General features: G+C 56.3%; 16 protein-coding genes, 7 pseudogenes and 1 riboswitch. Of the genes and pseudogenes, 10 read left to right on the top strand and 13 right to left on the bottom strand.

What is annotated here, in order from left to right:
• Window positions 1–33 precede the first annotated feature (33 nt).
• From AC0L6A_RS05000 to AC0L6A_RS04980, 5 genes and pseudogenes are all read right to left on the bottom strand, one after another.
• Window positions 34–2,609: pseudogene (locus tag AC0L6A_RS05000) on the bottom strand (putative PEP-binding protein).
• 84 nt (window positions 2,610–2,693) lie between these two features.
• Window positions 2,694–3,222, bottom strand: a pseudogene (locus AC0L6A_RS04995) (DALR anticodon-binding domain-containing protein); the annotation flags it as partial.
• Between the two features lie 191 nt (window positions 3,223–3,413).
• A pseudogene (gene glyS, locus AC0L6A_RS04990) lies at window positions 3,414–4,919 on the bottom strand (glycine--tRNA ligase subunit beta); the annotation flags it as partial.
• Between the two features lie 5 nt (window positions 4,920–4,924).
• Window positions 4,925–5,393, bottom strand: a pseudogene (locus AC0L6A_RS04985) (DUF6446 family protein).
• Complete coding sequence (locus AC0L6A_RS04980; RefSeq protein ID WP_473292590.1) at window positions 5,390–6,334, bottom strand: glycine--tRNA ligase subunit alpha; 945 nt, start codon at window positions 6,332–6,334, stop codon at window positions 5,390–5,392. The pseudogene AC0L6A_RS04985 and the gene AC0L6A_RS04980 overlap by 4 nt, the downstream one beginning before the upstream one ends.
• A 212-nt stretch (window positions 6,335–6,546) precedes the next feature.
• On the opposite strand from AC0L6A_RS04980, the gene AC0L6A_RS04975 reads away from it, so the two are divergent.
• Complete coding sequence (locus AC0L6A_RS04975) at window positions 6,547–8,391, top strand: trypsin-like peptidase domain-containing protein (protein WP_473292588.1); 1,845 nt, start codon at window positions 6,547–6,549, stop codon at window positions 8,389–8,391.
• 74 nt (window positions 8,392–8,465) lie between these two features.
• Here AC0L6A_RS04975 and AC0L6A_RS04970 read toward each other — a convergent pair whose 3' ends face one another.
• From AC0L6A_RS04970 to AC0L6A_RS04960, 3 genes and pseudogenes are all read right to left on the bottom strand, one after another.
• Window positions 8,466–9,914: a TrkH family potassium uptake protein gene (locus tag AC0L6A_RS04970; RefSeq protein WP_473292587.1), complete on the bottom strand. Its 1,449-nt coding sequence runs from the start codon at window positions 9,912–9,914 to the stop codon at window positions 8,466–8,468.
• A gap of 72 nt (window positions 9,915–9,986) precedes the next feature.
• On the bottom strand, window positions 9,987–11,093 hold the full coding sequence (folE2, locus tag AC0L6A_RS04965; protein WP_473292585.1) for a GTP cyclohydrolase FolE2: 1,107 nt from the start codon (window positions 11,091–11,093) through the stop codon (window positions 9,987–9,989).
• Between the two features lie 87 nt (window positions 11,094–11,180).
• A pseudogene (locus AC0L6A_RS04960) lies at window positions 11,181–12,361 on the bottom strand (aminotransferase class I/II-fold pyridoxal phosphate-dependent enzyme).
• Between the two features lie 70 nt (window positions 12,362–12,431).
• A riboswitch (SAM riboswitch) is annotated at window positions 12,432–12,510 on the bottom strand.
• Between the two features lie 120 nt (window positions 12,511–12,630).
• On the opposite strand from AC0L6A_RS04960, the gene AC0L6A_RS04955 reads away from it, so the two are divergent.
• Entirely contained in the window at window positions 12,631–13,332 is a 702-nt protein-coding gene (locus tag AC0L6A_RS04955; RefSeq protein ID WP_473293383.1) for a glutathione S-transferase N-terminal domain-containing protein, read from the top strand.
• A 15-nt stretch (window positions 13,333–13,347) separates the two neighbouring features.
• Here AC0L6A_RS04955 and AC0L6A_RS04950 read toward each other — a convergent pair whose 3' ends face one another.
• The 3 genes and pseudogenes from AC0L6A_RS04950 to ftsY form a co-directional block, all read right to left on the bottom strand.
• Window positions 13,348–13,959: an inner membrane-spanning protein YciB gene (locus AC0L6A_RS04950; RefSeq protein WP_473292584.1), complete on the bottom strand. Its 612-nt coding sequence runs from the start codon at window positions 13,957–13,959 to the stop codon at window positions 13,348–13,350.
• 10 nt (window positions 13,960–13,969) lie between these two features.
• Window positions 13,970–14,872, bottom strand: coding sequence for an EamA family transporter (locus AC0L6A_RS04945; protein ID WP_473292582.1), 903 nt, complete (start codon window positions 14,870–14,872; stop codon window positions 13,970–13,972).
• 6 nt (window positions 14,873–14,878) lie between these two features.
• A pseudogene (gene ftsY / locus AC0L6A_RS04940) lies at window positions 14,879–16,251 on the bottom strand (signal recognition particle-docking protein FtsY).
• 103 nt (window positions 16,252–16,354) lie between these two features.
• On the opposite strand from ftsY, the gene AC0L6A_RS04935 reads away from it, so the two are divergent.
• Window positions 16,355–17,101, top strand: a complete 747-nt coding sequence (locus AC0L6A_RS04935) for a hypothetical protein (protein WP_473292581.1) — start codon at window positions 16,355–16,357, stop codon at window positions 17,099–17,101.
• Here the strand turns inward: AC0L6A_RS04935 and AC0L6A_RS04930 are convergent.
• Both AC0L6A_RS04930 and AC0L6A_RS04925 read right to left on the bottom strand, forming a co-directional pair.
• Complete coding sequence (locus AC0L6A_RS04930) at window positions 17,098–17,733, bottom strand: lysoplasmalogenase family protein (RefSeq protein WP_473292580.1); 636 nt, start codon at window positions 17,731–17,733, stop codon at window positions 17,098–17,100. The genes AC0L6A_RS04935 and AC0L6A_RS04930 overlap by 4 nt on opposite strands.
• A gap of 96 nt (window positions 17,734–17,829) precedes the next feature.
• Entirely contained in the window at window positions 17,830–19,515 is a 1,686-nt protein-coding gene (locus AC0L6A_RS04925; RefSeq protein WP_473293381.1) for an NAD(P)H-dependent oxidoreductase subunit E, read from the bottom strand.
• Between the two features lie 157 nt (window positions 19,516–19,672).
• Between AC0L6A_RS04925 and AC0L6A_RS04920 the strand changes: the two genes are divergently transcribed.
• From AC0L6A_RS04920 to dtd, 7 genes and pseudogenes are all read left to right on the top strand, one after another.
• Window positions 19,673–20,731, top strand: coding sequence for an alkane 1-monooxygenase (locus AC0L6A_RS04920; RefSeq protein WP_473292579.1), 1,059 nt, complete (start codon window positions 19,673–19,675; stop codon window positions 20,729–20,731).
• Window positions 20,732–20,999: 268 nt separating this feature from the next.
• A complete protein-coding gene (locus AC0L6A_RS04915; protein ID WP_473292578.1) occupies window positions 21,000–21,887 on the top strand; it encodes a 5-bromo-4-chloroindolyl phosphate hydrolysis family protein in 888 nt (295 codons plus the stop codon).
• 16 nt (window positions 21,888–21,903) lie between these two features.
• Window positions 21,904–23,097 (top strand): toxic anion resistance protein, encoded by a 1,194-nt coding sequence (locus AC0L6A_RS04910; RefSeq protein WP_473292576.1) that lies wholly within the window; start codon window positions 21,904–21,906, stop codon window positions 23,095–23,097.
• A 32-nt stretch (window positions 23,098–23,129) separates the two neighbouring features.
• On the top strand, window positions 23,130–24,095 hold the full coding sequence (locus AC0L6A_RS04905; protein WP_473292575.1) for a DUF2927 domain-containing protein: 966 nt from the start codon (window positions 23,130–23,132) through the stop codon (window positions 24,093–24,095).
• 19 nt (window positions 24,096–24,114) lie between these two features.
• Entirely contained in the window at window positions 24,115–25,221 is a 1,107-nt protein-coding gene (locus AC0L6A_RS04900; RefSeq protein WP_473292574.1) for an SPFH domain-containing protein, read from the top strand.
• Window positions 25,222–25,290: 69 nt separating this feature from the next.
• Window positions 25,291–26,407, top strand: a pseudogene (locus AC0L6A_RS04895) (TFIIB-type zinc ribbon-containing protein).
• A 38-nt stretch (window positions 26,408–26,445) separates the two neighbouring features.
• Window positions 26,446–26,883: a D-aminoacyl-tRNA deacylase gene (gene dtd, locus AC0L6A_RS04890; protein ID WP_473292573.1), complete on the top strand. Its 438-nt coding sequence runs from the start codon at window positions 26,446–26,448 to the stop codon at window positions 26,881–26,883.
• The last annotated feature ends 13 nt before the right edge of the window (window positions 26,884–26,896 follow it).

Genomic DNA, 26,896 nt, shown 5'->3' with positions numbered 1-26,896 from the left:
GCCGGGAGTCCTATGCGATTACGCGTACTGCGTCTAGTCCTGAGCCTTTGACCCGTTGCCTGGCCGTGGAGATATAAGGGCCAAATGTGCAGCTGCGAGTCGGGCGATAGGCACCCGGAACGGAGAACATGAGACATAGTCGAACCCGGCATCACGACAGAAGCGGATGCTTTCGGGATTGCCTCCATGCTCACCACAAATTGACAGAGTGAGGTCAGAGTTTTCGCTGCGTCCGCGTTCAGCCCCGATTTGCAGAAGCTCGCCCACACCATCAGCGTCCAGCATGTGGAACGGGTCTTCTTCATAAACCCCTTGTGCTACGTATTCTCCCATAAAGCGCCCCGCGTCATCACGCGACAATCCATAAGTCATCTGGGTCAAATCGTTTGTCCCAAAGGACATAAAGGACGCATGTTGGGCAATTTCACCCGCGCGCAAGGCGGCCCGGGGTGTTTCGACCATGACCCCCAGCCGATAATCAAATTCGGCACTGCGTTCGATGCGAACTGCCGCAGCAACCGCATCAATTCGGGCTTTTACAATCTCAACTTCACGCTTGGCCGATACCAAGGGGATCATGATTTCAGGCACGATTGGCGCGCCGGAATTGGACGCATCAATTGTCGCCTCAAAAATGGCGCGCGCTTGCATGTCATAGATTTCTGGCACGGTGATGCCCAGCCGAACGCCCCGCATCCCCAACATCGGGTTGAATTCGCGCAGCCCGGCCACTCGGCGTTCTACGTCACGCAGCGGCAAATCCAAGGCCTCTGCCAGTTCTCGCAGACCTTCACGGCCATGAGGCAAGAACTCGTGCAAGGGTGGGTCGAACAATCGAATACAAACGGGCTGTCCCTGCATGATCTCGAACAGATCGGTAAAATCTGCCCGCTGCATGGGCAATAACCGCTCCAATGCGGCGCGTCGATCTTCGGCATGGTCAGCAAAGATCATCTCGCGCATGGCCAACAGGCGGTCATCGTCAATGAACATATGCTCGGTCCGGCAAAGCCCAATCCCTTCGGCCGCAAACATTCGGGCATTGCGCGCATCCGGTGGCGTATCGGCATTGGCGCGCACACCGATATCACGAAATGCATCTGCCCATGTCATAAGCGTTTGAAAACTCTCGCCAAGCTCAGGAGGTAGCATGTCGACCGCACCAACCAGTGCCTCACCAACCGATCCGTCAACCGAGATCACATCACCTTCGCTGAACTCGCGCCCATCGGTGGCTTTCATCTTCCCTTTTTTCTTGTCGAGCATCAGATTCCCTGCCCCGACGACGCATGGCAGGCCAAGACCCCGCGCGATCACGGCAGCATGGCTAGTGATCCCACCGCGAATGGTCAAAATGCCCTTAGCGGCATGCATCCCGCGAATATCTTCGGGAGAGGTTTCACGCCGCACAAGAATGCAGTCCTCCCCCTGTGCGGCCATCGCTTGTGCCGCCCTTGCATTAAAAACAATCTTCCCTGTCGCAGCGCCGGGGCTTGCCGCAATCCCATGTGAAAACGCATCACGCGTACCTTCAGGATCAATTTGACTGTGCAGCAGCTCTGCCAGCGCGCGCGGTGGTATGCGCAAAACAGCTTCTTCGCGCGAGATGACTTCGTCTTTGGCTAGGCTCACGGCGATGCGCACATTGGCGCGTTCAGCCCGCGCAACACGCACGGCATCCAGAATAAACAGCTCATCATTTTCGATCGTAAACTCGATCTCCATCTCTTCGCGCAAACGTGTCCGACACAGATTCTCCATAGCGCAGAAGATCGGCGAAGTTTTCAGGCAGCACTTCTTCGATTGAACGACCGCGCTGGTCTTTGGTCAAATACATGACGTCCCGATCATCAGCTTCGGTCAGCGCGTCACGTCCCTGACTTTTACATAAGTAGCGACCACGAATTTCGCGGTGCCCGGTCACGCCGCTGACAAACTGAATTACGCCTGAGCCGCAGAATTCCTTGGCCGACGCCAAGAACCATCTTTTGCACAACCAAGCCCAGACCCGCATCCGCTGGTGCGCCTTTGGCTTGCCGTAACAGCCGTGCCGTTGTGCCTTCCCACGCCCGTGCCATGGATCGCAAAATCTCGGCCAGTTGTTCCTTAGGGTCTTGGGGGAAATACTCGTCAGTTTCTTCTTCATACAACGCCAGTGCCGCCTGAAGCGCATCAGCGGTCGGAGAAGAGAAGATTTCGAATTCATCAGGATCAAGCCGGCCAACATTGACCGCATAGGATTGAATGAACCGTAGATAAAGCGCGTTTGCAGCGGTTTCACCATGCGTCTTGCACAATTTGGCATGTACCACATCGTTCATCCCGATGTTCAGTATGGCGCCGGGGCCACCCCAATCCGGATCCTCAGACGAAGGTCGTACGGACACAAGCGGCTCAGACCCGAAAAGGGCCAACATCTGATCCAGGTCCGGCATATCGCCGGCTGAAACGCCGTGCACAGCACCAAAATCCAGCGCAATCGTCCGAGGTACCGGCATTTCCAGCCGGATCAGGCGTTGAAGGCACTTGGCCCGCCCGCCATGACGTTTGGTATCAATATCAGCCGTCGGCGTGATTTCGACAAAGCCAGATGAAACTTCTTTCTGCACTGCAGCACCGCCTTTCGACCATCACAATAACGCGCAAAGCGCGCTACACAAGGTCTAGCTTGCCTTGGCAAGTTGAAGCTCTGATCAGCCGTCGATCTTTGACAGATCTGCCACTCCGGCACATGTCACGCGAATACGCGATAGAAGGTTCAGGCGGTTGCGGCGTAGGTATCTGATTGTCCGTATTAATCTGAACGGCTTCAAAGAAGGCATCAATCGGCGCGCGCAGGGCGGCCATGGCAGTCATCGCGGCAGCGAAGTCTTCGGCTTCCATTGCAGGCGAAATAGCTGCCTCGGCAGTATCAAGTGCTGCGAACAGCGCTTTTTCGCTGTCGTCTTCAGCAAATTTCACATCCGCACCATAGGAGTATTCAACCCCATCCTTTTCTTCGGCCTGAGCCAAGATATTGGTGGCACGCTTTACGCCTTGGATCAGGTTCTCACCGTCTTCCGTCGACAAGAACGCGGCCAGCGCTTCTGCCCGTTTAACCAAAAGTGTCAGGTCGTCATTGCCCGGCATTGCTAGGCAAGCGTCAATCACGTCGTGTCGCACGCCTTTGTCACGCAGATAGACCTTCAAGCGGTCATGGAAGAACCCAAGCAGATCGCTGGATGTGTCGGGCAAACTGGCCTTCACCCCTTCGAGGTGCTTGGACAGATCCCATCGAAGTGATCCAGAACTGTGCGGATGGCCGCACCAAATACGCCGTGATCCGCAATCTCATTGTCCAGATCACGCAACAGAGCCGCACGAACGTCGCCGTTTTCGTTCAGCTCAATCTCGTGACGCAAAAGCTGGGCATCGAACAGTTGATCCAACCCGACGCGCAAATCATTTTCCAGAACCAGACGGATCACGCCCAGCGCGGCGCGGCGCAAAGCAAATGGGTCTTTTGATCCGGTCGGCTTTTCATCAATCGCCCAAAAGCCCGTCAGCGTATCAAGCTTATCTGCCATCGCAACAGCAACTGACACTGGCGCAGACGGCACATCATCAGACGGTCCCAGCGGCGAATAGTGCGCAAGCGCAGCATCTGCCACTTCTACGGGGTAGCCAGCAGGTGCGGCGTAGTATTTGCCCATAAGACCCTGAAGTTCCGGGAACTCGTATACCATTTCTGAACTTAGATCGGCCTTGGCCCAACGCGCAGCCTGATCAGCCAGATCAGCATCCGCACCGATTGAGGGCGCGATCGCGCGGGTCATCGCGGCAATGCGGTCTATGCGTTCGGCTTGCGTGCCGAGCTTGTTGTGGAAGGTCACGTTTGCAAGGCTCTCAAGCCAGGGTTTCCCGCCTGCTTCCGCAACGCGAATATCATTTTCCCAGAAGAACTTGGCGTCTGCCAAGCGGGCAAAAAGCACCTTTTGGTTCCCTGCAAGGATGGTGGCACCGTAATCAACCGTTTCGCGGTTTGCGACGGTAATAAACTTCTCAATCCGATCCGTTTTCGGGTTCTTCACGGAAAAGAACTTCTGGTGCTCACGCATCGAGCTTTGCAGCACTTCCGGCGGCAGGTGGATGAAGTCCTCGGCAATGTCGCCCATCAGCACGACGGGCCATTCGACAAGTCCGGCGACCTCGGCCAGCAGGCCTTTGTCTTCGACGATTTCAAGCCCTTGGGCAAAGGCTGCATTTTGCGCTTCGGCCCAAATGTAATCGGCCCGTTCAGCCGGAGACAGGATCACCTTCGCGGTCTTCAACTTGGCTTCGTAGTCGGCAAAGCCGGTAACGGTAAAGCGGCCCGGCGCCATGAAACGATGACCTTCGGTGCTATCACCCGATGTGATCCCATCCACATCAACAGGAACCACGTTGGTTCCCGCTTCATCCGTCAAAATGCAAAGGATCGAGTGCAGCGGACGTACCCAACGCAGGCTGCCAGAGCCCCAGCGCATCGATTTCGGCCATGGGAAATTGCGGATCGCATTCTCAAGTACCTCGGCAATGATATCCGCCGCAGGACGCCCCTGTTTCTCGATCGTGGCGAAGTAAATCGCGCCCTTTGGGGTGTCGCGTTCTACCAGCTGATCACGGGTGATACCTGCACCACGCAGAAAGCCCTCGATCGCCTTATCCGGCGCGCCCACCTTGGGGCCTTTGCGTTCTTCGCGCGTGTCGGGGGACTGGTCCAACAGCCCTTCAACAGCCAGCGTCAGACGGCGCGGGGTCGACAAGGCGGCCGCACCTGCATAAGTCAGGCCAGCTTCCACCAAACCATCGGTTACCAGCTTTTTCAGATCCTCAGCGGCACGCGCTTGCATGCGGGCTGGGATTTCTTCGGAAAAGAGTTCAATCAGCAGGTCAGGCATATCGCTTACTCGCTATATTTTTCGTTCAACTGATGCCAGACGAAACCCCGGCCATCAGGGAAGATGGCGACGACGCGGTCGACCCCATCACGGATATCGCGTTCACCCATAAAAGCCAGCGCTTCACCCTGTTCCAGCGCAGCCCCAATGGCGACAGCATCAAAACAGTCGAACCAGCCGGGCGCAGTCAGTGGGGTGGCTTCTTCGTAAAGCTCGAACGTCTCGGTCAGCATTGCAAGGCTCATCGTTGTGGTGAAACACCCGCGATAGCGCAAAGGCGAACTGTCCGCATCGATCCCTTGAAAGCCGTCATAGACTACGATTTCAGGCTGGCCGGTGACCAGATTGGTCATGCGGTACTCCATCCTCGGCCGAGACTTCGTCGTAAAAGGCGTAAAGCTGCAACCAATAGATCGCTACACCTGCAATAAGGGCAATTCCCACGATAAAACTCCCTACCAGACGGCCGCTCACGCTGCGTCCCCATCAGAAGTCCAGCCACCCGCCGTCGTTTGGATAAACGCATCCGCGCACAGCTTTGAGAGCGTACGCACACGACCGATATAGGCCTGCCGTTCGGTGACCGAGATCACGCCGCGTGCATCCAGAAGGTTGAACAGGTGCGATGCCTTGATGCATTGATCATAGGCGGGATGAACCATCACGATGCGCTTGCCTGTTTTGGGGTCCACATGGTCTTGGTCCAAAATCGCGCGGCATTCGGCCTCGGCTTCTTCGAAATGGCGCAACAGAACTTCGGTGTTAGCAACATCAAAGTTCCAGCGGGCGTATTCTTCCTCGGTCTGTTTGAACACATCACCATAGGTCATTGGGATCAACGCATCCGGTGCGTTGAAAGGCATATCCATCACGTGGTCGACGCCCAGGATATACATGGCCAGTCGTTCCAGCCCGTAAGTCAGCTCTCCTGAAACGGGCTTGCAGTCATGCCCGCCAACTTGCTGGAAATAGGTGAACTGACTGACTTCCATACCGTCGCACCAGACTTCCCAGCCCAGTCCCCAAGCACCAAGCGTGGGGCTTTCCCAGTCATCCTCGACAAACCGGATGTCGTGCATATCCATGTCGATGCCAATGGCTTCAAGCGAGCCTAGGTACAGCTCTTGCAAGTTGGGCGGGCTGGGTTTGATAAGCACCTGATACTGATAATAGTGCTGCAACCGGTTCGGGTTTTCACCATACCGCCCATCGGTGGGGCGGCGTGAAGGCTGCACATAAGCTGCTGCCCAAGGCTTTGACCCCAGCGACCGCAAAGTTGTAGCCGGGTGAAAGGTGCCCGCACCGACCTCAAGGTCATAGGGTTGCATCACAGCACAGCCCTTTTCAGCCCAGTAATTCTGAAGCCGCAGGATGATTTCCTGAAAGCACTGAGGTTTGGTCTTGGTCGTGGCCATGGCGCTGCCCTGAACTGGTTTATGCAAAGGTTGCCACTCAATAGGCGCTGGCCCGGACAGGGTCAACGCGGGAAACAGGCTCAAGGGTTGGGAAAACCCGCCGTTTTCCCGAGAAATTTCCGAAAGGCGGCATGCTGATGTTGACCTTATCGGGGGCCGGTGTGTTACTTGCGCGAAATTCAGCCCATTTCGCCTATTGGCTAAGAGGATCTATGACCAAACAATTTGCCCTTGCATTAGCCACTGGCCTTCTTCCCTGTGTGACCACCATTGCTGCAACCAGTGTGGTGGCCATTGTTGCTGCCCAACCCGCCGTTGCACAGCAATCAACCAATTCACAATCGGTGCGCTGGATTCAGGTCGAAGCCCAACCATCGCTGCGAGAAGCCGAGGCAAGCGCACGCCGCTACTCCAAGCGACTTGAGGGGGTCAGCGGTTTTCGCATCGGTGGAAACTGGTATGCCATCGTCCTTGGACCCTACACTCCGAAGGCTGCCGACGTGCAACTGCGTAACCTCAAAAGCGCCGGTCTTATTCCACAAGACAGCTTCATTGCGTTCTCAAGGCAGCTTCGCCAGCAGTATTGGCCCATTGGGGAAAGCACTCTGACGGCACCCCCGATCGAAACACCTGAAGCACCAACTCCGCTGCCCGAGCCTCAGCCCGAGGTTCAAGCGGAGACAACGACGCCAGCTACGACGACAGAACCTGTTGTCGAACTGATTCAAGAAGAAACAAAGCGCGAGGCGCTGGCCGGCGAACGTCAGTTGGACCGTGACGCACGAAAAGCGCTTCAGGTCGCATTGAAGTGGGAAGGCTACTACACCTCGTCGATTGATGGTGCGTTTGGGGCAGGCACCCGCCGGTCAATGGCAACTTGGCAGGGTGACTACGGGTACGAACCAACTGGCGTTCTGACCACCCGTCAGCGCGCTGCCCTGTTGGACAATTACCAATCCGTTTTGGATGCACTTGGTATGTCAGCATACGAGGATCTTGGCGCAGGTCTATCGATGGCCATTCCAGCTGCGATGGTGGAATTTGATCGCTATGAAGCCCCGTTCATCCACTTCAAGACCAAGGGCGACAGCGGTGTGAAACTTGTGATGATCAGCCAAACGGGTGATCAAAACACGCTCTATGGACTGTACGACATTCTGCAAACACTTGAGATCGTCCCGACCGAGGGTCCGCGCGAACGTGGAAAGAACGGTTTCACCATCGAAGGCGAGGACAACCAGATTACGTCGTTCACTCAGGTCAAACTGGTGGATGGCACCGTGAAAGGGTTCACTCTTGTTTGGCCCAAGGGCGATGACAAACGGCGTAACTTGGCGCTTGGTGATATGAAAGCCAGCTTCGCATCATTGGGACCGCAAGCCTTGTCCGACGATGCGGGACTTGATGCATCTACACAAAGCTTGGATCTATTGTCCGGGCTGGAAATCCGCACCCCTGACCTATCCCGATCAGGGTTCTATGTTGATGATTCTGGGCGCATCCTAACAACGTCCGAGGCCGTCCAGTCTTGCGCGCGCATTTCCATCAATGACGAGTTTGATGCAAATGTTGTTGCCATTGAAGACACACTTGGCCTTGCTCTGCTGGAACCCGCCACGGCCCAAGCACCCATTTCGTTTGCTTCATTCCTAACATCAGATCCGCGCTTGAAATCGGATGTGGCCGTTGCTGGATTTTCCTACGAAGGGCGACTAAGTGCACCCAGCCTTACTTTCGGCACGCTGTCAGAACTGGCGGGCTTGAATGGCGAGACCGAGCTTTCACGGCTGACCCTGACCGCCCTGCCCGGCGATGCTGGCGGACCAGTGCTGGATGCTGGCGGATCTGTGATGGGTATGCTGTTGCCAGCTGGTGGAACCAACGGACGTTCTCTTCCCTCCGACACCAGCTTTGCGATGGATGCAGCTAAAGTATCCGAGTTTCTGAGCAATAATGGCGTTACGACCAGCACGACAGATAGCGTCGCGTCGATTGACCCGGTTGAGCTGAACACCAAGGCTGCGGACATGACGGTTCTGGTGAGCTGCTGGAAATAACAACGCAGACAGCAGTGTGAACTCAGAAAGGCTCGGATCGAAAGGTCCGAGCCTTTCTTTCATTCAGATCGCGCTTACCCGCGCCAGAAGGTCACGGTGAACAAGACGAACACCGCCAAAAGCTCCAATCGTCCGATAAGCATCGCGACAATCAAGATCCATTTTGCCGTGTCGCTGAGACCAGCAAAGTTTCCTGACGGCCCAATCAGATCGCCCAAGCCAGGACCAATATTTGCAAGGGCGGCCGCTGCCCCGGACAAAGACGTGGTAAAGTCCAGCCCGGTCAGACCCAACAACACCGCGGTCGCGCCCAATGTCACAACAAAGAACACGAAAAAACCCATAACCGAGGACAAGACGTCGTCATCCACCCGGCGACCGCCATATCGCGGTGTGAAGATCCCGTGTGGCGAATAAATCGATTGGATCTGCGCTTTGATAGAAGACAGCAGCAGCTGATAGCGGAAAACTTTGATCGAACAGGCGGTCGACCCAGCGCAGCCACCAATCAGGCCGACAAAGAAGAACATCACCACGGGAAACCCACCCCAAGTCATGTAGTCCGTTGACGCATATCCTGTGCCCGTCAGGATTGAGGTTAGATTGAACAGCGTTTTACGCAGAGCCTCTTCGCTGAACTGCCCGGCAGCCAGCCAGCGCCACAGCGCCATGATCAGAACAATAACCACCAGCGTCATGAAGAATGCGCGCACTTGCGGGTCATGCAACAATGGGCGCGCTGTGCCCTGAAGGATCTGCACGTAACGCACGAATGGCAAAGCGGCCAGCAGCATGAACACCACCGCGGCATATTCCGGCCCTGGCCCGAACGCTCCAAAAGACGCGTCGTAGTTGGAATAGCCTCCCGTTGCGATTGTGGTCATCGCATGGGTGACGGCGTCGAAAAAGTTCATCCCCAACGCAAAATATGACATCGCGCAAAGCGCCGTCAGAGTGAAATAGATCACCGAAATGCGGGACGAAATCTCGGTCGCTCGGGGAAGGATTTTCCCAAATGTATCAAAGCCTTCGGATCGGAAAATCTGCATACCGCCAACACGCAGCTCTGGCAGGAAAACCATGGCGACAACAATGATCCCGATGCCTCCGAACCACTGCAACAGCCCACGCCAGAACAAAAGCCCCTTGGGCATTTCATCCAGTCCAGACAACACCGTAGACCCTGTTGTGGTCAGACCTGACATGGCTTCGAAGAACGCGTCGACAGGGCGGGCGTCAATTTCGGCCAACAGAAATGGGATTGCTCCAAAAATGGGCAATGCAACCCATACACCGGTGGTCAAAAGGAAGGTTTGCTGAATTGTCAGCCCTTTACCGACCCCGTTTGCGGTGGCCAAAGCCATCGAGCCACCAATCAGCATGGTCACAATCGCGCTTTGAAGGAACACCTTCCAATCGGGATTGTTGTCGTACAGGTCAACCGCAACCGGAATCAGCATCGTAGCGCCCAAAACGGCGACAAGAAGCCCGATAACATAGATGACTGGTCGCAGGTCCAACATGGGCGCAGGGTTGGCTTTACGCGCGCAGAGTGTCAAGCATCAGCGTGCTTTGTCGCCGCGCAGTGTCACCCATTAGCCCACATGAAACAGGGTCGAAAACAGCTTGGGATCAAGGCTTTCTGCTTCGAACGTGTCGCCTTCGATCAGGATCGACACTGCGTCGTGGCTGTGCAGGCTTTCCTGATGACTGGCAACGATACGGAAATCTCCGATCCGATCATCCAGCTGCAATTGCTCGCAGAACAAACGCGCAGCGTCTTCGACAAATATCGGGTTGGCAGCGTTCAGTTCAGCAAAGGCCTGTTCATCCTCGCGTTTGACCATCACCTGTGTTTCGGTCGGCACCGCGACGCGGCACAGATCAATCAAATCTTCAAACCAAAGCGTGCCCGAGGGCTGATAAATCTTCTCAACCGAAATCCGTGCGACCGAGCGTTGCGAATGCGGTGTGGCCAGCTGGCCTCGCATCTGGCGGGCATGCTCTGACAGCTCAAGCGAACATGGGCAGGTCGAGCTGTAGACATAGTCCAGATGCATGAACTTTCGCCGCTTGCCGCGATGCTCGACCAATTCAAGCGCAATGTCGTAATACTGATAGCCGGACAGGCCTGACCGCAGGCTTTCCACCCGCGCAGGGTAGGAAAAACGCATTTCAATGCGGGCGTCCAAGCTTTCCAGATCAGTTTTATAATCGTCCAGAGCTGCCTCGATCACGTCAAAGCTGAAGGTCTTTTCGGCGTGGGCATAAAAACTGCGCATGATGCGCGACATGTTGATGCCCTTTTTGCCGGCCTCAAGGCTGACTGATCCGGTAACCGACGTCTCTAGCGTCACGTCCGATCCATCGCGAGTATGAAAGCGAAGTGGCAAGCGAAAGTTCGAAATACCCACGTGCTGGATGTGGCGCTTTGCCCCTTGGATCAGACTGGCAGGGCCATTTTGTAGATCCGGCATGGACGCCTTGTAGTCTGCATCGGGGGAAAAATCGCTGGGATAGTTGCGGCTAAGATCAGGATAGTTCGGCAAATCCGCAGACGGCAAAAGTCGTGCGATCGCTGGATCCAGCGCTGCAACCTCGACCGGGTCCGCGGTGGTCGCCCAGTTGCGCAGGACTTCAAGGGCATCCTGTGCCTCAGACTTGCCCACTGCATCCCCACTCTTGCGCTTCATCTGGTTCATGTTGAACCCTCCGATCCTGCTTTCGCATGCCTATAGCATATTCATTTGGCATATAAACGCCAAACGCGAAGGACAGAATGCGACAGATCAGGCCGCGTCCAAGCCGTTCATCAGGTCCGAGATCAGGTCTTCCACGTCTTCCAACCCTATCGACAAACGCACCAGACCATCGGAAATGCCCAACATGTCCTTCTGTTCCTGAGGCAGTCGTTGGTGGGTTGTTGTGGCAGGATGAGTGGCGATGGATTTCGCATCGGCAAAGTTGTTTGAGATAATGAATATCTCAAGCGCATTAAGGAAGCGGAAGCACGCCTCTTTCCCACCCTTCACCTCAATCGCCAGCACGGTGCCGCCCGACGGCGACTGCTGCATGGAGACGCTTCATGTTGTGGATGCGACGGGTGCTGCGGGTAACTCATACGGGACAGTTTTGGGTGCTCTGCCAAGGCTTCAGCCACTTTCATGGCAGCATCAGCCTGCGCACGCACACGCAGATCAAGCGTTTCCAGTGCCTTCAGGTGCGTCCATGCGGCAAATGGATTGATCGCCCCACCGGTGTGTTTCACGTAAGTTTCAATCGGGCCACGGATCAACTCACGCGAGCCACAAATCGCACCGCCCAGCATCCGCCCCTGCCCGTCGACATGCTTGGTGGTCGAATAGACCACAAGATCGGCACCTAGCTCTGTGGCGTAGGAAAACACAGGGGTCGGCATGGCGTTGTCCACCACAACCAGCGCCCCATTGGCATGGGCCAGCTTCACGACGTGATCCAGATCGATCACTTCCAGGGTTGGGTTGGAAATCGCCTCAAGGAATACCAATTTCGTGTCCGGACGGATCGCGTCGTTCCACGCGGCATTATCTGTGCCATCAACCAATGTAATCTCAACACCGAACCGGCCCATAATATCTTCGAGCACATACAAGCACGATCCAAACAACGCCCGCGAGGACACCACGTGGTCACCGGCTTGTGTCAGCGCCATCAGCGCACCATTCACCGCAGCCATGCCCGAGGCACAAGCAAACGCGTCTTCTGTACCTTCAAGCGCAGCGATCCGGTCTTCAAACATGCGATTGGTTGGGTTGCCGTAGCGGGCATAGATAAACTCATCATGTCCGCTTTCGATAAAGCGCGCTTCGGCCGCTTCGGCACTGTCATAGGCAAATGCCTGCGTCATGAACATGGCTTCGGACAGCTCTCCGAATTGGCTGCGACGTACACCGCTGTGCACGGCCTCGGTCCGTTTTCCCCATTTCGTCATGGCGCGTTCCTTTCGCACAAAAAAACCCCCACCGCATCACGAGCGTCGGGGGTATGCATTGCGGATGTGCTCCGCCGTATCCCTGACCTCTTTAGCGGCTTGTTTAACGAGGCCCGCAATCCGGTGAACAAATCGCCTCGGACACAGCCCTAGCGCCTGCAAACAAAGGCGTCAAGAGCAGCTAAAGAATGGCTCGCCATATCGTGAAAACTGCATGCTTGCCATTTCGCAATAGGCTGCCATCCTTTGGGCACGCGAAAGGAAACATGATGAACAAACCCATAGAGCTTTATTATTGGCCCACACCAAATGGCTGGAAAATCTCGATCGCACTTGAGGAGATGGCCCTGCCCTATGAGGTTAAACTGGTCAACATCGGAGCCGGCGACCAGTTCGAATCGGATTTCCTGAAAATCGCCCCCAACAACCGAATGCCTGCCATCGTGAATCCTGACGGACCGGATGGGAAACCGATTTCGGTTTTTGAAAGCGGTGCAATCCTTCAGTATCTCGCGCGCAAAACCGGGCAGTTTTATGGTCAGACCGAACGCGACCGTGTGGCGGTGGACCAGTGGTTGATGTGGCAAATGGGGGGGCTTGGGCCGATGGCGGGTCAAGCGCATCATTTCCTGAAATACGCCCCTGCAATGGATCCGCCGCATGATCTTCCATATGCCAAAGACCGCTATCGTACCGAAGTCGCGCGGCTATATGGCGTCATGGATCGGCGTTTGGGGGAAGCTCGATACTTGGCGGGCGATCTCTATTCGATTGCGGACATGGCGTGTTGGGGTTGGGCATCACTCTGGGAGGGGCAACAGCAAGACTTAAGCGACAAACCCAACCTTACTAGATGGCTGAACGAACTCTCAGCCCGCCCTGCCGTTCAACGCGGTCGCGCAGTGTCCGAAGACCAACGGAGCAATTTGCAAACAGACAAAGATGCCCAGAATTTGCTGTTTAAACGCTGACTTTGAAAGCGCAGCTTATCCTTGATCCGCCGCGTCTTCTTCGGTTCCGTATTTCTTGAATAGCCCCGCCTGCGTCATGAAAAACGCAATCGTTCCCAGTGGCAGGCCGAAGGTTTTGAAGTTTACCCAAGCATCTGTCGACATGGTGCGCCAAATCGCTTCGTTCGCAAACGCAAGCGCCAAGAAGAAGAACGCAAGCCGCTTGGTCAGGATCATCCAACCTTCGCGCTCCAACGGAAGCGCCTTGTCCATCACGGCCTCAAGATAGCTTTCGCCGCGCATAAGACCGAAGCCAAGAAGACCCGCGAACAACAGATAAATCATCGTGGGTTTCATCTTGAAGAAGCGTTCGTCGTTGAACCAGATCGACAGCCCCCCAAACCCGACAACCAAAACAAGCGTAACGATCTGCATTTTCGACAGATGACCCGTCAGCTTCCACATGGCGAGCGTGGACAAAACCAACACCGGGATGAACATCGCCGTCACGGCGACAAAGCCCGAGTATTCCGTCCCTGAAACCGTAAAGGTCTGATCTTTCAGGAATGTGTAGGCCGCAAAGAACAGGATGATGGGTCCGTATTCCAACGCGCCACGCAAGGCGGGATTTACCTGTTTCTCAGACATGGGGTCTCCTTCATCCGCCCAGTTCCACTATCACGGCGCCTGCTGCGATCAAAGCCATCATTGTCAGACGACGCGGGCCCACCTTTTCACCCAGCACGATCCAGCCAATCAGCGCCGCAAACACGGTCGAGGTTTCGCGCAGCACCGCCGCCTCGCCCACGCTGTCCAAGCGGGTGGCCAACATGATTGAGCCAAAGCTGAAATAGGCAACGAACGCGCCTATCAGACCACGCCCCATCAAGGGGCCAAGGGCCGGACGCTCGGCCATATTCCACCAACGTACCCCGGCAATCACAGGCATGAAGAAGCCGTCGATAAAGAAGAACCATGCCAGAAAGGTGAATGGATCAGCGGTCGCGCGAATGCCATAGGCGTCATAAGTGGTATAGGCGGCGACGAACCCGCCGGTCAGAACTGCCATTGCGAGCGCTGGTTTCAGTTTGTCACGGCCAACCGGCCAGTGGCGCAGGTTGTAAGCTGCCAGTGCAAAAATCCCCGCAACCAAGGTAAGCACGCCAATCCATTGCACGCCGGTGAATGTCTCTCCGAACAGATACCCAGCGCCAATCACCGCGAAAAGCGGCCCGGTGCCGCGCACCACGGGGTAAACTACGGTGTAAAGTACAGGCACATAGGTGTAACTTTGCGCGAGCTTGTAGCCAACGTGGATCAGGAACACGACGCCGAAGATTGGCCACATATGCGGTTCGGGCCACGGGACCACAAACAGCGCAAACGGGGCGGCGATTACGCCGTAGCTTAGATCGATTGCACCGCGTGATAGCCACGGATCGTGGCGTCCCTTTTGAAGCGCGCCGAACAAGGCATGTAAGAACGCAGCAAACAGTGCCAGCGCCAGCGCCAGATCGTGTCCGGCAGGCGTGCCCTCAAGCGATGTGAGCCAAGCGCTCATCGCGGATCAGTCCGAGATGCCGATCAGGGCGCGCGCGAATTCTTCCGGGTCAAATGGGGCCAGGTCGTCAATCTGCTCGCCCACGCCAATCGCGTGGATGGGCAAGGCAAACTTATCCGCCAGTGCCACCAGAACACCGCCCTTTGCGGTGCCGTCCAGTTTGGTCATCACAAGCCCCGAAACGTCGGCCAGTTCTTGGAATGTGCCCACCTGCGACAGAGCGTTCTGTCCGGTCGTCGCGTCCAGTACAAGAAGCGTATTATGTGGCGCAGTTTCGTCCTTCTTCTTGATAACGCGGACAATTTTGGCCAGCTCTTCCATCAGATCGGTGCGGTTTTGCAAACGCCCCGCAGTGTCGATCATCAAAAGGTCAGCCCCGTCCGCTTCGGCCTGTGTCATGGCGTCAAACGCAAGTGATGCAGGGTCAGATACCTTCCGGCGCGGTCAGAACCGGCACTCCGGCGCGATCGCCCCAGACCTGCAGCTGTTCCACAGCCGCCGCGCGGAATGTATCACCAGCCGCGATCACGACCTTCTTGCCGGCAGCCGTAAACTGACTGGCAAGTTTGCCGATGGTCGTGGTCTTACCTGCACCATTTACGCCGACGATCAGAACGACCTGCGGGCGTTTGGCGTAAAGCGGCATGGGAACGGCGACCGGCTCCATGATCCGCGTGACCTCGCCCGCCAAAACGGCTTTGATTTCGTCGACCGACAGCTTCTTGCCGAAATGACTTTCCGAGATATTGGCCGTCACCCGCATCGCGGTGTCCACGCCCATATCTGATGTGATCATCAGATACCTCCAGGCTTTCCAACATGTCATCGTCGACCGTGCGGCGAACCACCTTCTGCGCCTCGCGACGCCCGAACATACGGCCTAACAAACCGGGTTTAGCGGTAGGTTCGGGCACGCGTTCGGCCAATGCGTCCACAGGTTCGGGTTCGGGTTCGGGTTCGGGTTCGGGTTCGGGCTCAGGCTCAGGCTCAGGCTCAGGCTCAGGCTCAGGCTCAGGCTCAGGCTCAGGCTCAGGCTCAGGCTCAGGCTCAGGCTCAGGCTCAGGCTCAGGCTCAGGCTCAGGCTCAGGCTCAGGCTCAGGCTCAGGCTCAGGCTCAGGCTCAGGCTCAGGCTCAGGCTCAGGCTCAGGCTCAGGCTCAGGCTCAGGCTCAGGCTCAGGCTCAGGCTCAGGCTCAGGCTCAGGAGAGGCGGATTCTTCTACAACAGGTTCGTCAACATCAACGGGCGCAGTTTCTTCTTCTGCAACAGGCGCTTCGACAACTTCCTCTTCACCGCCATCTTCAACAATCGCCTCAAGCCCTTCTTCGAGCTTCGAAGAGGATTTGAACAACCGTTCCTTGAGTTTCTTGAAGAATGCCATGCGAGCGACCTTATACTGCTTTTCTTTCAAGTAAGGCACAAAAGGGTAGGATGGAAGGGGTTCCCCCCCTTCTAAACTGTCATGAAAATGATACACAGCGCGCATGACCAATCATGATCGCCATTTTGACGACCCAACCCTGCAATCCCAGCTTGATCAGTTTCTAGCTGATCCTGATGCCCGGATTGCTCGGCTAGCGCACGAAGGCCAGACATTCTGGGCCAAAAAGGCAGAAACGCTTTCCCTGCGTTGGCGCCTTCAAAAGGGTGATCCGATGAAGGCATTCCGCGCTGATGTGGCCGGGCATCATGCCTTGGCGAACGCCGGTGTGCCCGTGCCTGAAATCGTTGCCGAGGGTGAGAATTACATCGTCACAACGGATTGCGGCCCCACACTTTCTCACATTCTGCTGGAGCAGTTGGGAACAAGCGCTGACCGTCTGAAGGCCTTCCATGCAGCGGGGGCCGAATTGGCCAAGATGCATGCCAAAGGTTTGACGCATGGTCGGCCTGCGATCAAAGACATGTGTTGGGATGGTCAGAACATCGCAATGCTGGATTTCGAACGGTATGCCCCATCGCGCAACACGGCGCGCGGGCACATGCATGACCTGATCATCTTCATCCATTCGATCTATGGCTTCGTGCCGAAGGACATTCCAGAAGCAGAGGCCGCAGCTGCCGGGTATCGCGCCGAAGACACGTTAGGTATGTGGGATCGCGCCGCGGCTTGGTGCCATAAGATGCGGTGGCTGGATCCAGTCACTAAGCCGCTTCAATGGGGCAATCGTGTGGGGGCAATGGAATTCAAGGCCATCCCTCTGACGCTCAAAACGTTTGGAGTGCGTTAGGCGACCAGCCCGCCCCAAAGGATCAGCATCTGCCCGGCGATATAGAAGCCCCAGATCGCATAGCCTGCCTTGAACCGATGGTGATAGGTGTCGGACATCCGAAACAGGCTGATCGCCAGAATTACATCCGAAATAATGAACAGCCCGGCACCGATGACAGCCCAACCAAAGGGCAACGCCAACGCGCTAAGCCCCATGAGGCCGATAATCACGACATAGATACGCACGGGCCATTGAAGGTGTCCGGTATGGGTCGCGAGCCACAGCTCGGTCGAAACGACCAACCCCACCAGCACAAGCGCTGCAATTGGTGCTGTTGAGAATGCCTCGTAAATCGGTGCGCCGGACAAGCCAAGGAAGTGCAGAATATACAGCAGATGCGCCAAGGCGAAGGCCGACAGGCCATACAGGAATGGGCAATCCCCATCCCGCGACAATCCAAAATCCCCTAAAGCCGAGAGAAACAGCCCGGCCACAAGAAACGCCCCGGCATCCCCCAGATAGGCGGACAGCGAAAACGCCAATAACGGAATGGTCTTGATGATCGAACGCGGCCAAGCGGCCCCCCGCGAGGTCAGCGGGAAATAAGCCAGCGAGACCAGAAGGCCAAGGATGAGCGGCAAGTGAGCCATGTCTTTGCGTAATCCAGTTTGGTTAACGGCGCGTTGACGCACGAAAACCCGCCACATCCCTGGCGGTCAAGCTTGACGTCACCGGAATATGCGCGCTCAGACCTCGTCCGGGAAGTGCTTCATGGTCAAACGGATTGGGTTCGGCGCGGCCTGCCCCAGCCCGCAAATCGACGCATCGACCATGGTCTGGCTCAGCTCTTCCAGAAGATCCTGATCCCACTTATCCGCCTGCATCAACTTCACGGCTTTTTCGCAACCGACACGGCACGGCGTGCACTGGCCGCAGCTTTCATCCTCGAAGAAACGAAGCATGTTCAGCGCAGCCTGTTTGGCGCTGTCTTTGTCGGACAGAACCACCACGGCAGCGGACCCGATGAAGGTGCCATGCGGTTGCAGCGTGTCGAAATCCAGCGGGATGTCAGCCATCGATGTGGGCAACAGGCCCGAGGACGGGCCACCCGGCTGATAAGCCTTGAAGCTGTGCCCGTCGGCCATGCCTCCGGCGGCTTCGATAATGTCGGTGATGGTCGATCCTGCGGGCAACAGATGCACGCCCGGATTGGCAACACGGCCCGACACAGAGTAGCTGCGCAGGCCCTTACGGCCATTGCGTTCAACCGAAGTCAGAATTTCCGGTCCTTCGCGCATGATGCGGGCCACCCAATGCAGGGTTTCGACGTTATGCACCAAGGTCGGGCGATTGAAGATGCCGACCTGAGCCACAAAAGGCGGGCGGTGACGGGGCATGCCGCGTTTACCCTCGATCAATTCAATCATCGCGCTTTCTTCGCCGCAGATGTAAGCGCCAGCGCCACGACGCAGGTCGATATATCCGGGCGCAACGATACCGGCGGCTTCCAGTGCCGAAATTTCCTTTGCCAGGATATCCAGCACGGCAGGATATTCGTCGCGCATGTAGACGAAACAGGTCTCGGCCTCGACCGCCCAAGCGGCGATCAACATGCCTTCCAGCATCAGATGCGGGGTGCGTTCCAAATAGTAGCGGTCTTTAAATGTGCCCGGCTCGCCTTCGTCGCCGTTGACGGCAAGGTAACGCGTGCCTTCATTGGCGCGTACGAATCCCCACTTTGTGCCCGATGGGAAACCTGCGCCACCAAGGCCGCGCAATCCAGCAGACAAAACGGTTTCCTGCACGTCTTTCCAGTCACCGTTTTCGCGCAACTTGGCAAGCTCGACATATCCGCCGTCGGCCTGATATTCGGCAAGGGTCTGATAGTCGGGGGTATGAGCGTGTGTGTCGTCAGATTTTATCGCAGCTACGGTCTTGTCAAACGTGGCGTGATCAATGTGGTTGTGACCCAGTTCCAGTACCGGTGCGGTGTCGCAACGCCCCATGCAGGGTGCACGTACAACGCGTACTTCCGATGCATCTAGCCCGTCCTCAAGCGCCTTTTGCAGCGCCTCGGACCCAGCCAGCTCACACGACAGCGAATCGCAAACCCGGATGGTCAGCGCGGGCGGAGGCGTCTCGCCTTCCTTCACCACATCGAAATGGGCGTAGAAACTGGCAACTTCGTAAATCTCGGCCTGACCGGTGCCCATTTCCTGCGCCAAAGCGCGAATGTGATCGGCAGACAGGTGGCCATAGGCGTCCTGAATAAGGTGCAGAAATTCGATCAACAGGTCACGACGACGTGGCCGGTCGCCCAGCAGTGCTTGGATTTCTTCCAACGCATCCATGTTGATCTGACGGCCCTTAGGCGTACGACGCCCTTTGCCTTTGCCCGATTTCCAGATGCCTTTTTTCTCGTCCAGCGCCATGCCGATCCCGCCTTGAAGCTTGTATAGAACGTCGCCAGCATAGCGCCCCACAGCATCCGCACGCTATTCAAAAGCGACATGCGCATGACGGATTGCGTAGAACGGCAAATTCAAGTTTACATACAGACGCGTATTGCAACACGATCCGAGGTTTCAGATGTCACACCCTTTACGGTTCTTCGCCGTTGCGGCAGGCATCCCTGCGCTGCTGATCGCTGCCGCGTGCTTCTTTGGAAGCTACGTTTGCATCGCACTTATCCTGTACATGACGGCCATTGCCTTTGGCTTGGATCAAGCAATTTCGCGCACTGCCCCTGTGTTAGACGAAGACCAAGTCGCGCGTGATGCCGATGTGCTATCAATTGCAATTGCCATCTGCCATTTCATCGCACTTGTTTTGGTAGTCCTCGCCTTAGCTGGGCACACAGGGCTTTCAGGTTGGGAGCGCGTCGGCCTTTTCTGGGGCGCTGGTATGTATTTCGGGCAGGTGTCAAATTCGAATGCGCATGAACTGATTCATAGGACTGATAAACGACTGAGAAGACTGGGCGTTTGGGTCTATATCTCACTTCTTTTCGGCCATCACAGCTCGGCCCATCCGAAAGTGCATCACCGTTTTGTCGCTACTCTTGACGACCCGAATACCGCGCAAGAGGGTGAGAGCTTTTACGCGTTTGCCCCACACGCTTGGAAAGGATCCTTTGTCGCGGGCTATGAGATGGAGATGCATGATCTGGAACGCGCCGGGCGCAGCGCAGTGCACAACCCCTATGTCATCTACGTTCTGGGCAGCGTTGTGATGCTTGTATGCGCCGCAATGATTGGTGGGTTTTTCGGGCTTATCGGCTACGTCCTAATCTGCGCCTACGCTCAGATACAGCTTCTGCTGTCGGACTACGTGCAGCATTACGGACTTTCGCGGGCAATTGATAAAGATGGTCGATTGGAAGCTGTTGGCCCACATCACAGCTGGAATGCTCCGCATTGGTTTACCGCACATATGATGCTGAATGCTCCGCGCCATTCGGACCACCATGCACATCCGATGCGCCCCTACCCGGCGTTGCGTCTTCCTACCGCCCAAGAAGCGCCGATGCTGCCCTATTCGCTTCCCATTATGGCGACACTTGCCCTGTCGCCAACGCTTTGGAGGCGCGTTATGGGTCGCGCGCTTCGCAGGTGGCGGGAACACGCGGCGCAAGTGACGCTAGACTGACACTGTGGTTTCCCGCCAACGGGGAGCCCATCGCAGCATTCCCCCTTGTTTATCACCCATGTAAGCCTATTCTCATCCATGATTGATTTTCGCTGAGCTGACTGGCCTGGAAGACCAATTTGCACTGAGAATGTGCAGATGCTTTTCGAAAACAACTTCGCCCGGTTCTGGAAGGGGGCCCGAACGTGACTGAAAACGGACTACAGAAAACTGCGTTCTTTATGTTGCTTGCGCTGATCGTCTACGTGTCGATCATGGGAGGTGCATAATGGCACAGCGTTATGGTGGCGAATTCAGCCCCGACGGGCAGCCCAAGGGCGCGACCCCTCGCCCCCGCCGACCTTTTGACGGTCAAGAGCCTGCGCGCAGCGCGGGACGTGTTAATTTCCTGTTTCTGGCACCCCTACCGTTGGCAATCCGGGCATTTTTCCAACCTCCGACCGAAATGGCTTTGACGCTGGTGGCGTTTGGCTTGCTGATCGGTTCTGCATGGTTGACCCGTGAAGGTGTGGTTGCACACCAAGCCTATGATGCCCGCAAGATCGCCCGCCGCCCCGCATTGCCCCGAAAGTTGTTCGGAACAGTCTTGATGGGCGCTGGCTTGGCGCTGGTTGGATTTGCAGGCGGATCGATCCTGAATGCCGTGATTTACGGCGCATTGGGCGCTGGCTTACACCTTGCAGCCTTCGGCCCGGATCCTTTGCGTAACAAAGGCGCTGAAGGCGTTGATGAGTTCCAAACTGACCGCGTTGCACGCGCTGTTGGCGAGGCCGAGAAGCATTTGAACGTGATGCGAGACACCGTTGCCCGCATTCGTAACCGCCATATCGAAGCACGTCTTGATCGGTTCATCGCCACCGCACGCGATATGTTTCGCACGGTCGAAGACGATCCGCGCGATCTAACGTCGGCCCGTAAGTATCTGGGTGTTTATTTGCTGGGCGCGCGCGACGCGACGACCAAATTCGTCGACATTCACCTGCGCGATCCACATGGCGGCGCGCTAACCGATTACGAAACCCTGCTGGATGACCTTGAGGCGAACTTCGCCGCGAAAACCCGGCAATTCCTGAACGATGATCGCAGTGATCTTGATGTTGAGATCGAGGTATTGCGAGAGCGACTGGCACGCGAAGGTGTGCGAACAGAAGATTAAGTACGAGGACGATTACATGACACAATCTACACGCGAGCAGGCCCAGGCCGCTTTGAAAGAAATTGAAGCCACAACAGCTGTCATTTTGCCCGAGCCTTCAAACGCTCTGGTTCCATTGGCTAAGGCAGACAAACCAACCAGCGCTGAAATCAAAAAGCGCATGGATGAAATCGACATGGCCAATAGCCAGTCGATCATCGAGTTCGGTTCCGCCGCGCAATCCGAACTTCAGGTCATCAGCCAAGACATGCTGCAAGGCGTGCGCAACAAGGATGTTGGCCCTGCAGGGGATAGCCTGCGCAATATCGTGACCACGATCCGCGGCTTTTCAATCAGCGAACTGGATATGCGCCGTAAGCGCAGCTGGTGGGAACGACTGCTTGGTCGCTTGGCACCCGCCGCGAAATTCATGGCGCGTTATGAAGACGTTCAGGGCCAGATCGACAAGATCACTGACAACCTGCTGAACCACGAACACGTGCTTCTGAAAGATATCAAATCTCTCGACAAGCTTTATGAGAAGACACTCGATTTTTATAACGAGCTGGCGCTGTACATCTCAGCAGGTGAAGCCAAGCTGGTTGAGCTGGACGAAAAAGTGATCCCCGCCAAAGTGGCCGAAGTGGACGCCGCACCCGAAGAGCAAGGCGTGATCAAAGCCCAAGAACTGCGCGACTTGCGCGCCGCACGTGACGATCTGGAACGCCGTGTGCATGACCTGAAGCTCACGCGCCAAGTCACCATGCAGTCGCTGCCTTCGATCCGTCTGGTGCAGGAAAACGACAAGTCGCTGGTGACCAAAATCAACTCGACACTGGTGAACACCGTGCCGCTTTGGGAAACTCAGCTGGCGCAGGCCGTGACCATTCAGCGCTCGGCAGAAGCTGCGGTGGCCGTCAAGGATGCTACTGATCTGACGAACGAACTGCTCACCGCAAATGCTGAGAACCTGCAAGAAGCAAACCGCATGGTCCGTCAGGAAATGGAACGCGGTGTGTTCGACATCGAAGCCGTGAAATCCGCCAACGCCACCTTGATCGCTACGATCGAGGAAAGCCTGGCCATTGCAGACGAAGGCAAAGCCAAACGCGCTGCTGCGGAAGAAGAGCTGATCAAGATGGAAGCCGAGTTGAAAGAAACTCTGGCGTCAGCCCAAGCACGCGGCACTGCTTCAGGTCACAATCTGGCCGAAAGCGTCTCGAACAGCTAAAAGGGGGCAAGTTACCCGAAAGGCTAATATTTGTGAGCAATTTTGCCTTCAAAAATATCAAAGGGGCCGTCATCGTTTTGACGGCCCTGACTGCTGTTGCGGCCTGCACCGTGCAAACTACTACCCCAGTGCCGCCGACCCAGCGCCCAGTCGCTGAAAAGCCACTGGCACAGCTGTCTGTTCCGACCCCAACTGGGGGCAGCGCTTACTACAAGAATTACTACGCCAAGATCCAACACAGTCTTTTGGTCCACGACCAGTTAAGACGGGATGGCGGTGGGCCGGACACGCCGTTCACAGCTGAAATGCTGGCGCGCAACTTCGAACGCATCGCGTTCAATAGCGAATACAGCACAATTGGAAACCGCCGCATCACGCAAGAGCGCGCCGTTAAACTTACCCGCTGGACAAAGCCTGTCCGGTTCGCCCTGAATTTCGGGGATGCGGTGCTTGAAGATGCCCGGTCGAAGGATCAACAGACCTTTTCGAAATATGTTTCGCGTCTGGCACGTCATACGGGCCATCCGATCAGCGCGTCCCAAAGCAGCGCCAATTTCAACGTGTTCATCCTGACAGAAGATGAGCGGCGCAACTTCGGTGCGCGACTGCGCAGCTTTGTCCCCGGCATCAGCCTGTCTGACCAGCGCGAGATCACCGGACTTCGTCGTGACACGCAATGTGTCGTGCTTGCGGTTGATGCCGATGATGACAACCAAATCGAACGCGCCATTGCCGTCATTCGGGCTGAACTTCCCGATCGGATGCGCACGGCTTGCCTGCACGAGGAAATGGCGCAAGGACTTGGCCTGCCCAACGACAGCCCAGTTGCCCGCCCATCGATCTTCAACGACTCTGACGAATTTGGTCTTCTGACCTCGCATGACGAGCTGTTGCTTGAAATGCTTTACGACCCACGCCTGCGCCCCGGAATGAACGCGGATGACGCACGCTTGACTATCAACAAAATTGCCGCCGAACTTGTAGACGGCACTGTGTGACCCCAAGGAGGAATTAACCATGGGAATTCTAGATTTTCTAACCGGTGAGTTCATCGACGTCATTCATTGGGTGGATGACACCCGCGACACGATGGTTTGGCGATTTGAGCGCGAAGACCACGAGATTAAATACGGCGCGAAGCTGACCGTTCGCGAAGGCCAAGCCGCCGTGTTTGTACATGAAGGCCAGTTGGCGGATGTGTTCACGCCCGGTCTTTACATGCTCGAGACCAACAACATGCCGATCCTGACCACGATCAACCATTGGGATCATGGTTTCAAATCGCCCTTCAAATCCGAGATCTATTACGTCAACACGACGCGTTTCAACGATCTGAAATGGGGCACCAAGAACCCGATCATGTTGCGTGATCCCGAATTTGGTCCCACGCGTATCCGCGCATTTGGCACTTATTCGGTACGCGTTTCGGACCCGGCGCGGTTCCTTGTTGAAATCGTTGGCACCGATGGCGAATTCACGATGGATGAAATCAGCTATCAGATCCGCAACATCATTGTTCAGGCCTTTAGCCGGGTCATCGCAAGCGCGGGCATTCCGGTTCTGGATATGGCGGCAAACACCGCTGATCTGGGCAAAATCGTAGCCGCCGAAATCAGTGGCATCATCGCCGAGTACGGCCTTACGATCCCCGAGTTCTACATCGAAAACATCTCGCTTCCGCCCGCCGTGGAAGAGGTGTTGGACAAGCGCACCTCGATGGGCATTGCTGGCAACCTTGAAAACTACATGAAGTTCAATGCTGCCGAAGCAATGGGGTCAGAGAATTCGGCCATGGCGTCCTCGATGGGGGCTGGCATGGGGGCCGCAATGGGTATTGGCATGGCGGGCCAGATGACAGGTCAAGCTGGTCCTTGGGGTGCTGCCCCAGCCGCGGTTCAGACCCCTCCACCCCCGCCGGTGGAACATGTCTGGCACGTGGCCGAAGCTGGCGAAACAAAGGGGCCATATTCGAAAGCAGCCATGGGGCGCATGGCAGCTGAAGGTGGCATAACTCGCGACACCCAAGTTTGGACCCCGGGTCAGGACGGTTGGATGCGCGCTGAAGATGTGGCCGAACTGGCGCAGCTTTTCACAATTCTGCCGCCCCCGCCGCCCGGCGCATGACTAAGTAAGGGCGATCCGATTGGGTCGCCCACCTGACTGAACATCAACACTTCACGAGGTTTTTCCCGGATGGCCTTTCCGCGCGAAGATGCCCAGACGATTATCGAAGAGCACCGCTTTCCTTGTGATCAATGCGGGGCTGATCTTCGGTTTGATCCGGAACACAACCAATTGACCTGTGACCATTGTGGTTTCAAAGCTCCGATCGAAGATCGGCAAGCTGCCCAAATGGTCATTAGGGAACTGGACTTGAAACGGGCGCTGCGCGCAGATCTTCCTGATCACGAGCTGGAAGAGACCCGCGTTCTGACATGCCCCAACTGTGCGGCTCAGACCGAATTTGACAGCGCCACGCATGCCGCAGAATGCCCGTTCTGCGCGACGCCTGTGGTCACTGATACGGGCACGCATCGGCATATCAAGCCCAAAGGACTGGCCCCGTTCGAGATTGAAGAGCGTGAGGCACGCAAAGCCATGACCGATTGGTTGGGGCGTTTGTGGTTTGCCCCCAACGGATTGAAGGAATACGCCCGCAAAGGCCGAAAGTTGACGGGCATATACGTTCCCTATTGGACGTTCGATGCAGACACCAAAACCCGCTATTCAGGGCAGCGCGGCATTGTTCACGAGCGCACCCGAACGGTTATGGTGAATGGCAAACGCGAACAGAAAACCACTCGCCATGTGCGCTGGACATCGGTATCAGGCCGGGTCGCGCGATTCTTCGATGACGTATTGGTCTTGGCCTCCAAAGGTTTGCCGAAAAAATACACCGATGCGCTGGAGCCATGGTGATCTGTCGCGCCTTGAACCTTATCGCCCCGAGTTTCTGGCAGGCTTCCGTGCAGAAGGCTACACCATCGAACTGGACGAAGGGTTTACCGAAGCGCGTGACTATATGAACCGGATCATCTTACGGGATGTAAAGTTTGATATCGGCGGGGATCGTCAACGAGTCTCGTCAATGGATACGGATATGTCCGATCTGACGTTCAAACATGTCCTGCTTCCCGTTTGGCTGGCAGCCTACAAATATCGGGGTCGCACCTATCGGTTTGTGGTGAACGGCCAAAATGGCCGCGTTCAAGGGGAACGCCCATATTCAGCCTGGAAAATCGCCTTTGCGGTGATTTTAGGGCTGATCGCAGCAGGCGTAATCGGCTATTTGTCGGCACAAAGCCAGTAGCTTTCACCCCACCCGCGCGTTTCTGAAAGGATATATATATGAGAGCCCTGATCCAACGCGTCAGTGAAGCATCCGTCCGCGTCGATCGCGTGACGGTCGGTGAAATCGGTCCGGGCCTTTTGGTGCTGGTCTGCGCCATGGAGGGCGACGTCGAAGCGAATGCAGACACGCTTGCTGCCAAAATCTCAAAACTTCGGATATTCAAAGACGATGCCGACAAGATGAACCGATCGCTGCTGGATACAGGCGGGTCCGCGCTTGTGGTCAGCCAGTTCACCTTGGCGGCAGACACGTCGCGCGGAAATCGTCCGGGGTTCTCGACCGCCGCCCGCCCGGAGGAAGGTGAACGCCTATATGAATACTTTGCAGATCAATTACGGGGGCACGGGATCGAAGTTGCACAAGGCCAGTTCGGCGCCGACATGAAAGTGTCTTTGCTGAACGATGGGCCGGTGACGATCTCGATGGAGTTTTAAGCTTTCGTCGGTG

Source organism: Aliiroseovarius sp. D2-2 (genome assembly GCF_055809455.1).
This window is presented reverse-complemented; position numbering and strand designations above follow the sequence as displayed.

Coding starts and splice junctions, on each gene's coding strand:
- AC0L6A_RS04980 (WP_473292590.1), bottom strand. CDS start 6,334: ATGGCCACGACCAAGACCAAACCTCAGTGCTTTCAGGAAATCATCCTG.
- AC0L6A_RS04975 (WP_473292588.1), top strand. CDS start 6,547: ATGACCAAACAATTTGCCCTTGCATTAGCCACTGGCCTTCTTCCCTGT.
- AC0L6A_RS04970 (WP_473292587.1), bottom strand. CDS start 9,914: ATGTTGGACCTGCGACCAGTCATCTATGTTATCGGGCTTCTTGTCGCC.
- folE2 (WP_473292585.1), bottom strand. CDS start 11,093: ATGAACCAGATGAAGCGCAAGAGTGGGGATGCAGTGGGCAAGTCTGAG.
- AC0L6A_RS04955 (WP_473293383.1), top strand. CDS start 12,631: ATGAACAAACCCATAGAGCTTTATTATTGGCCCACACCAAATGGCTGG.
- AC0L6A_RS04950 (WP_473292584.1), bottom strand. CDS start 13,959: ATGTCTGAGAAACAGGTAAATCCCGCCTTGCGTGGCGCGTTGGAATAC.
- AC0L6A_RS04945 (WP_473292582.1), bottom strand. CDS start 14,872: ATGAGCGCTTGGCTCACATCGCTTGAGGGCACGCCTGCCGGACACGAT.
- AC0L6A_RS04935 (WP_473292581.1), top strand. CDS start 16,355: ATGACCAATCATGATCGCCATTTTGACGACCCAACCCTGCAATCCCAG.
- AC0L6A_RS04930 (WP_473292580.1), bottom strand. CDS start 17,733: ATGGCTCACTTGCCGCTCATCCTTGGCCTTCTGGTCTCGCTGGCTTAT.
- AC0L6A_RS04925 (WP_473293381.1), bottom strand. CDS start 19,515: ATGGCGCTGGACGAGAAAAAAGGCATCTGGAAATCGGGCAAAGGCAAA.
- AC0L6A_RS04920 (WP_473292579.1), top strand. CDS start 19,673: ATGTCACACCCTTTACGGTTCTTCGCCGTTGCGGCAGGCATCCCTGCG.
- AC0L6A_RS04915 (WP_473292578.1), top strand. CDS start 21,000: ATGGCACAGCGTTATGGTGGCGAATTCAGCCCCGACGGGCAGCCCAAG.
- AC0L6A_RS04910 (WP_473292576.1), top strand. CDS start 21,904: ATGACACAATCTACACGCGAGCAGGCCCAGGCCGCTTTGAAAGAAATT.
- AC0L6A_RS04900 (WP_473292574.1), top strand. CDS start 24,115: ATGGGAATTCTAGATTTTCTAACCGGTGAGTTCATCGACGTCATTCAT.
- dtd (WP_473292573.1), top strand. CDS start 26,446: ATGAGAGCCCTGATCCAACGCGTCAGTGAAGCATCCGTCCGCGTCGAT.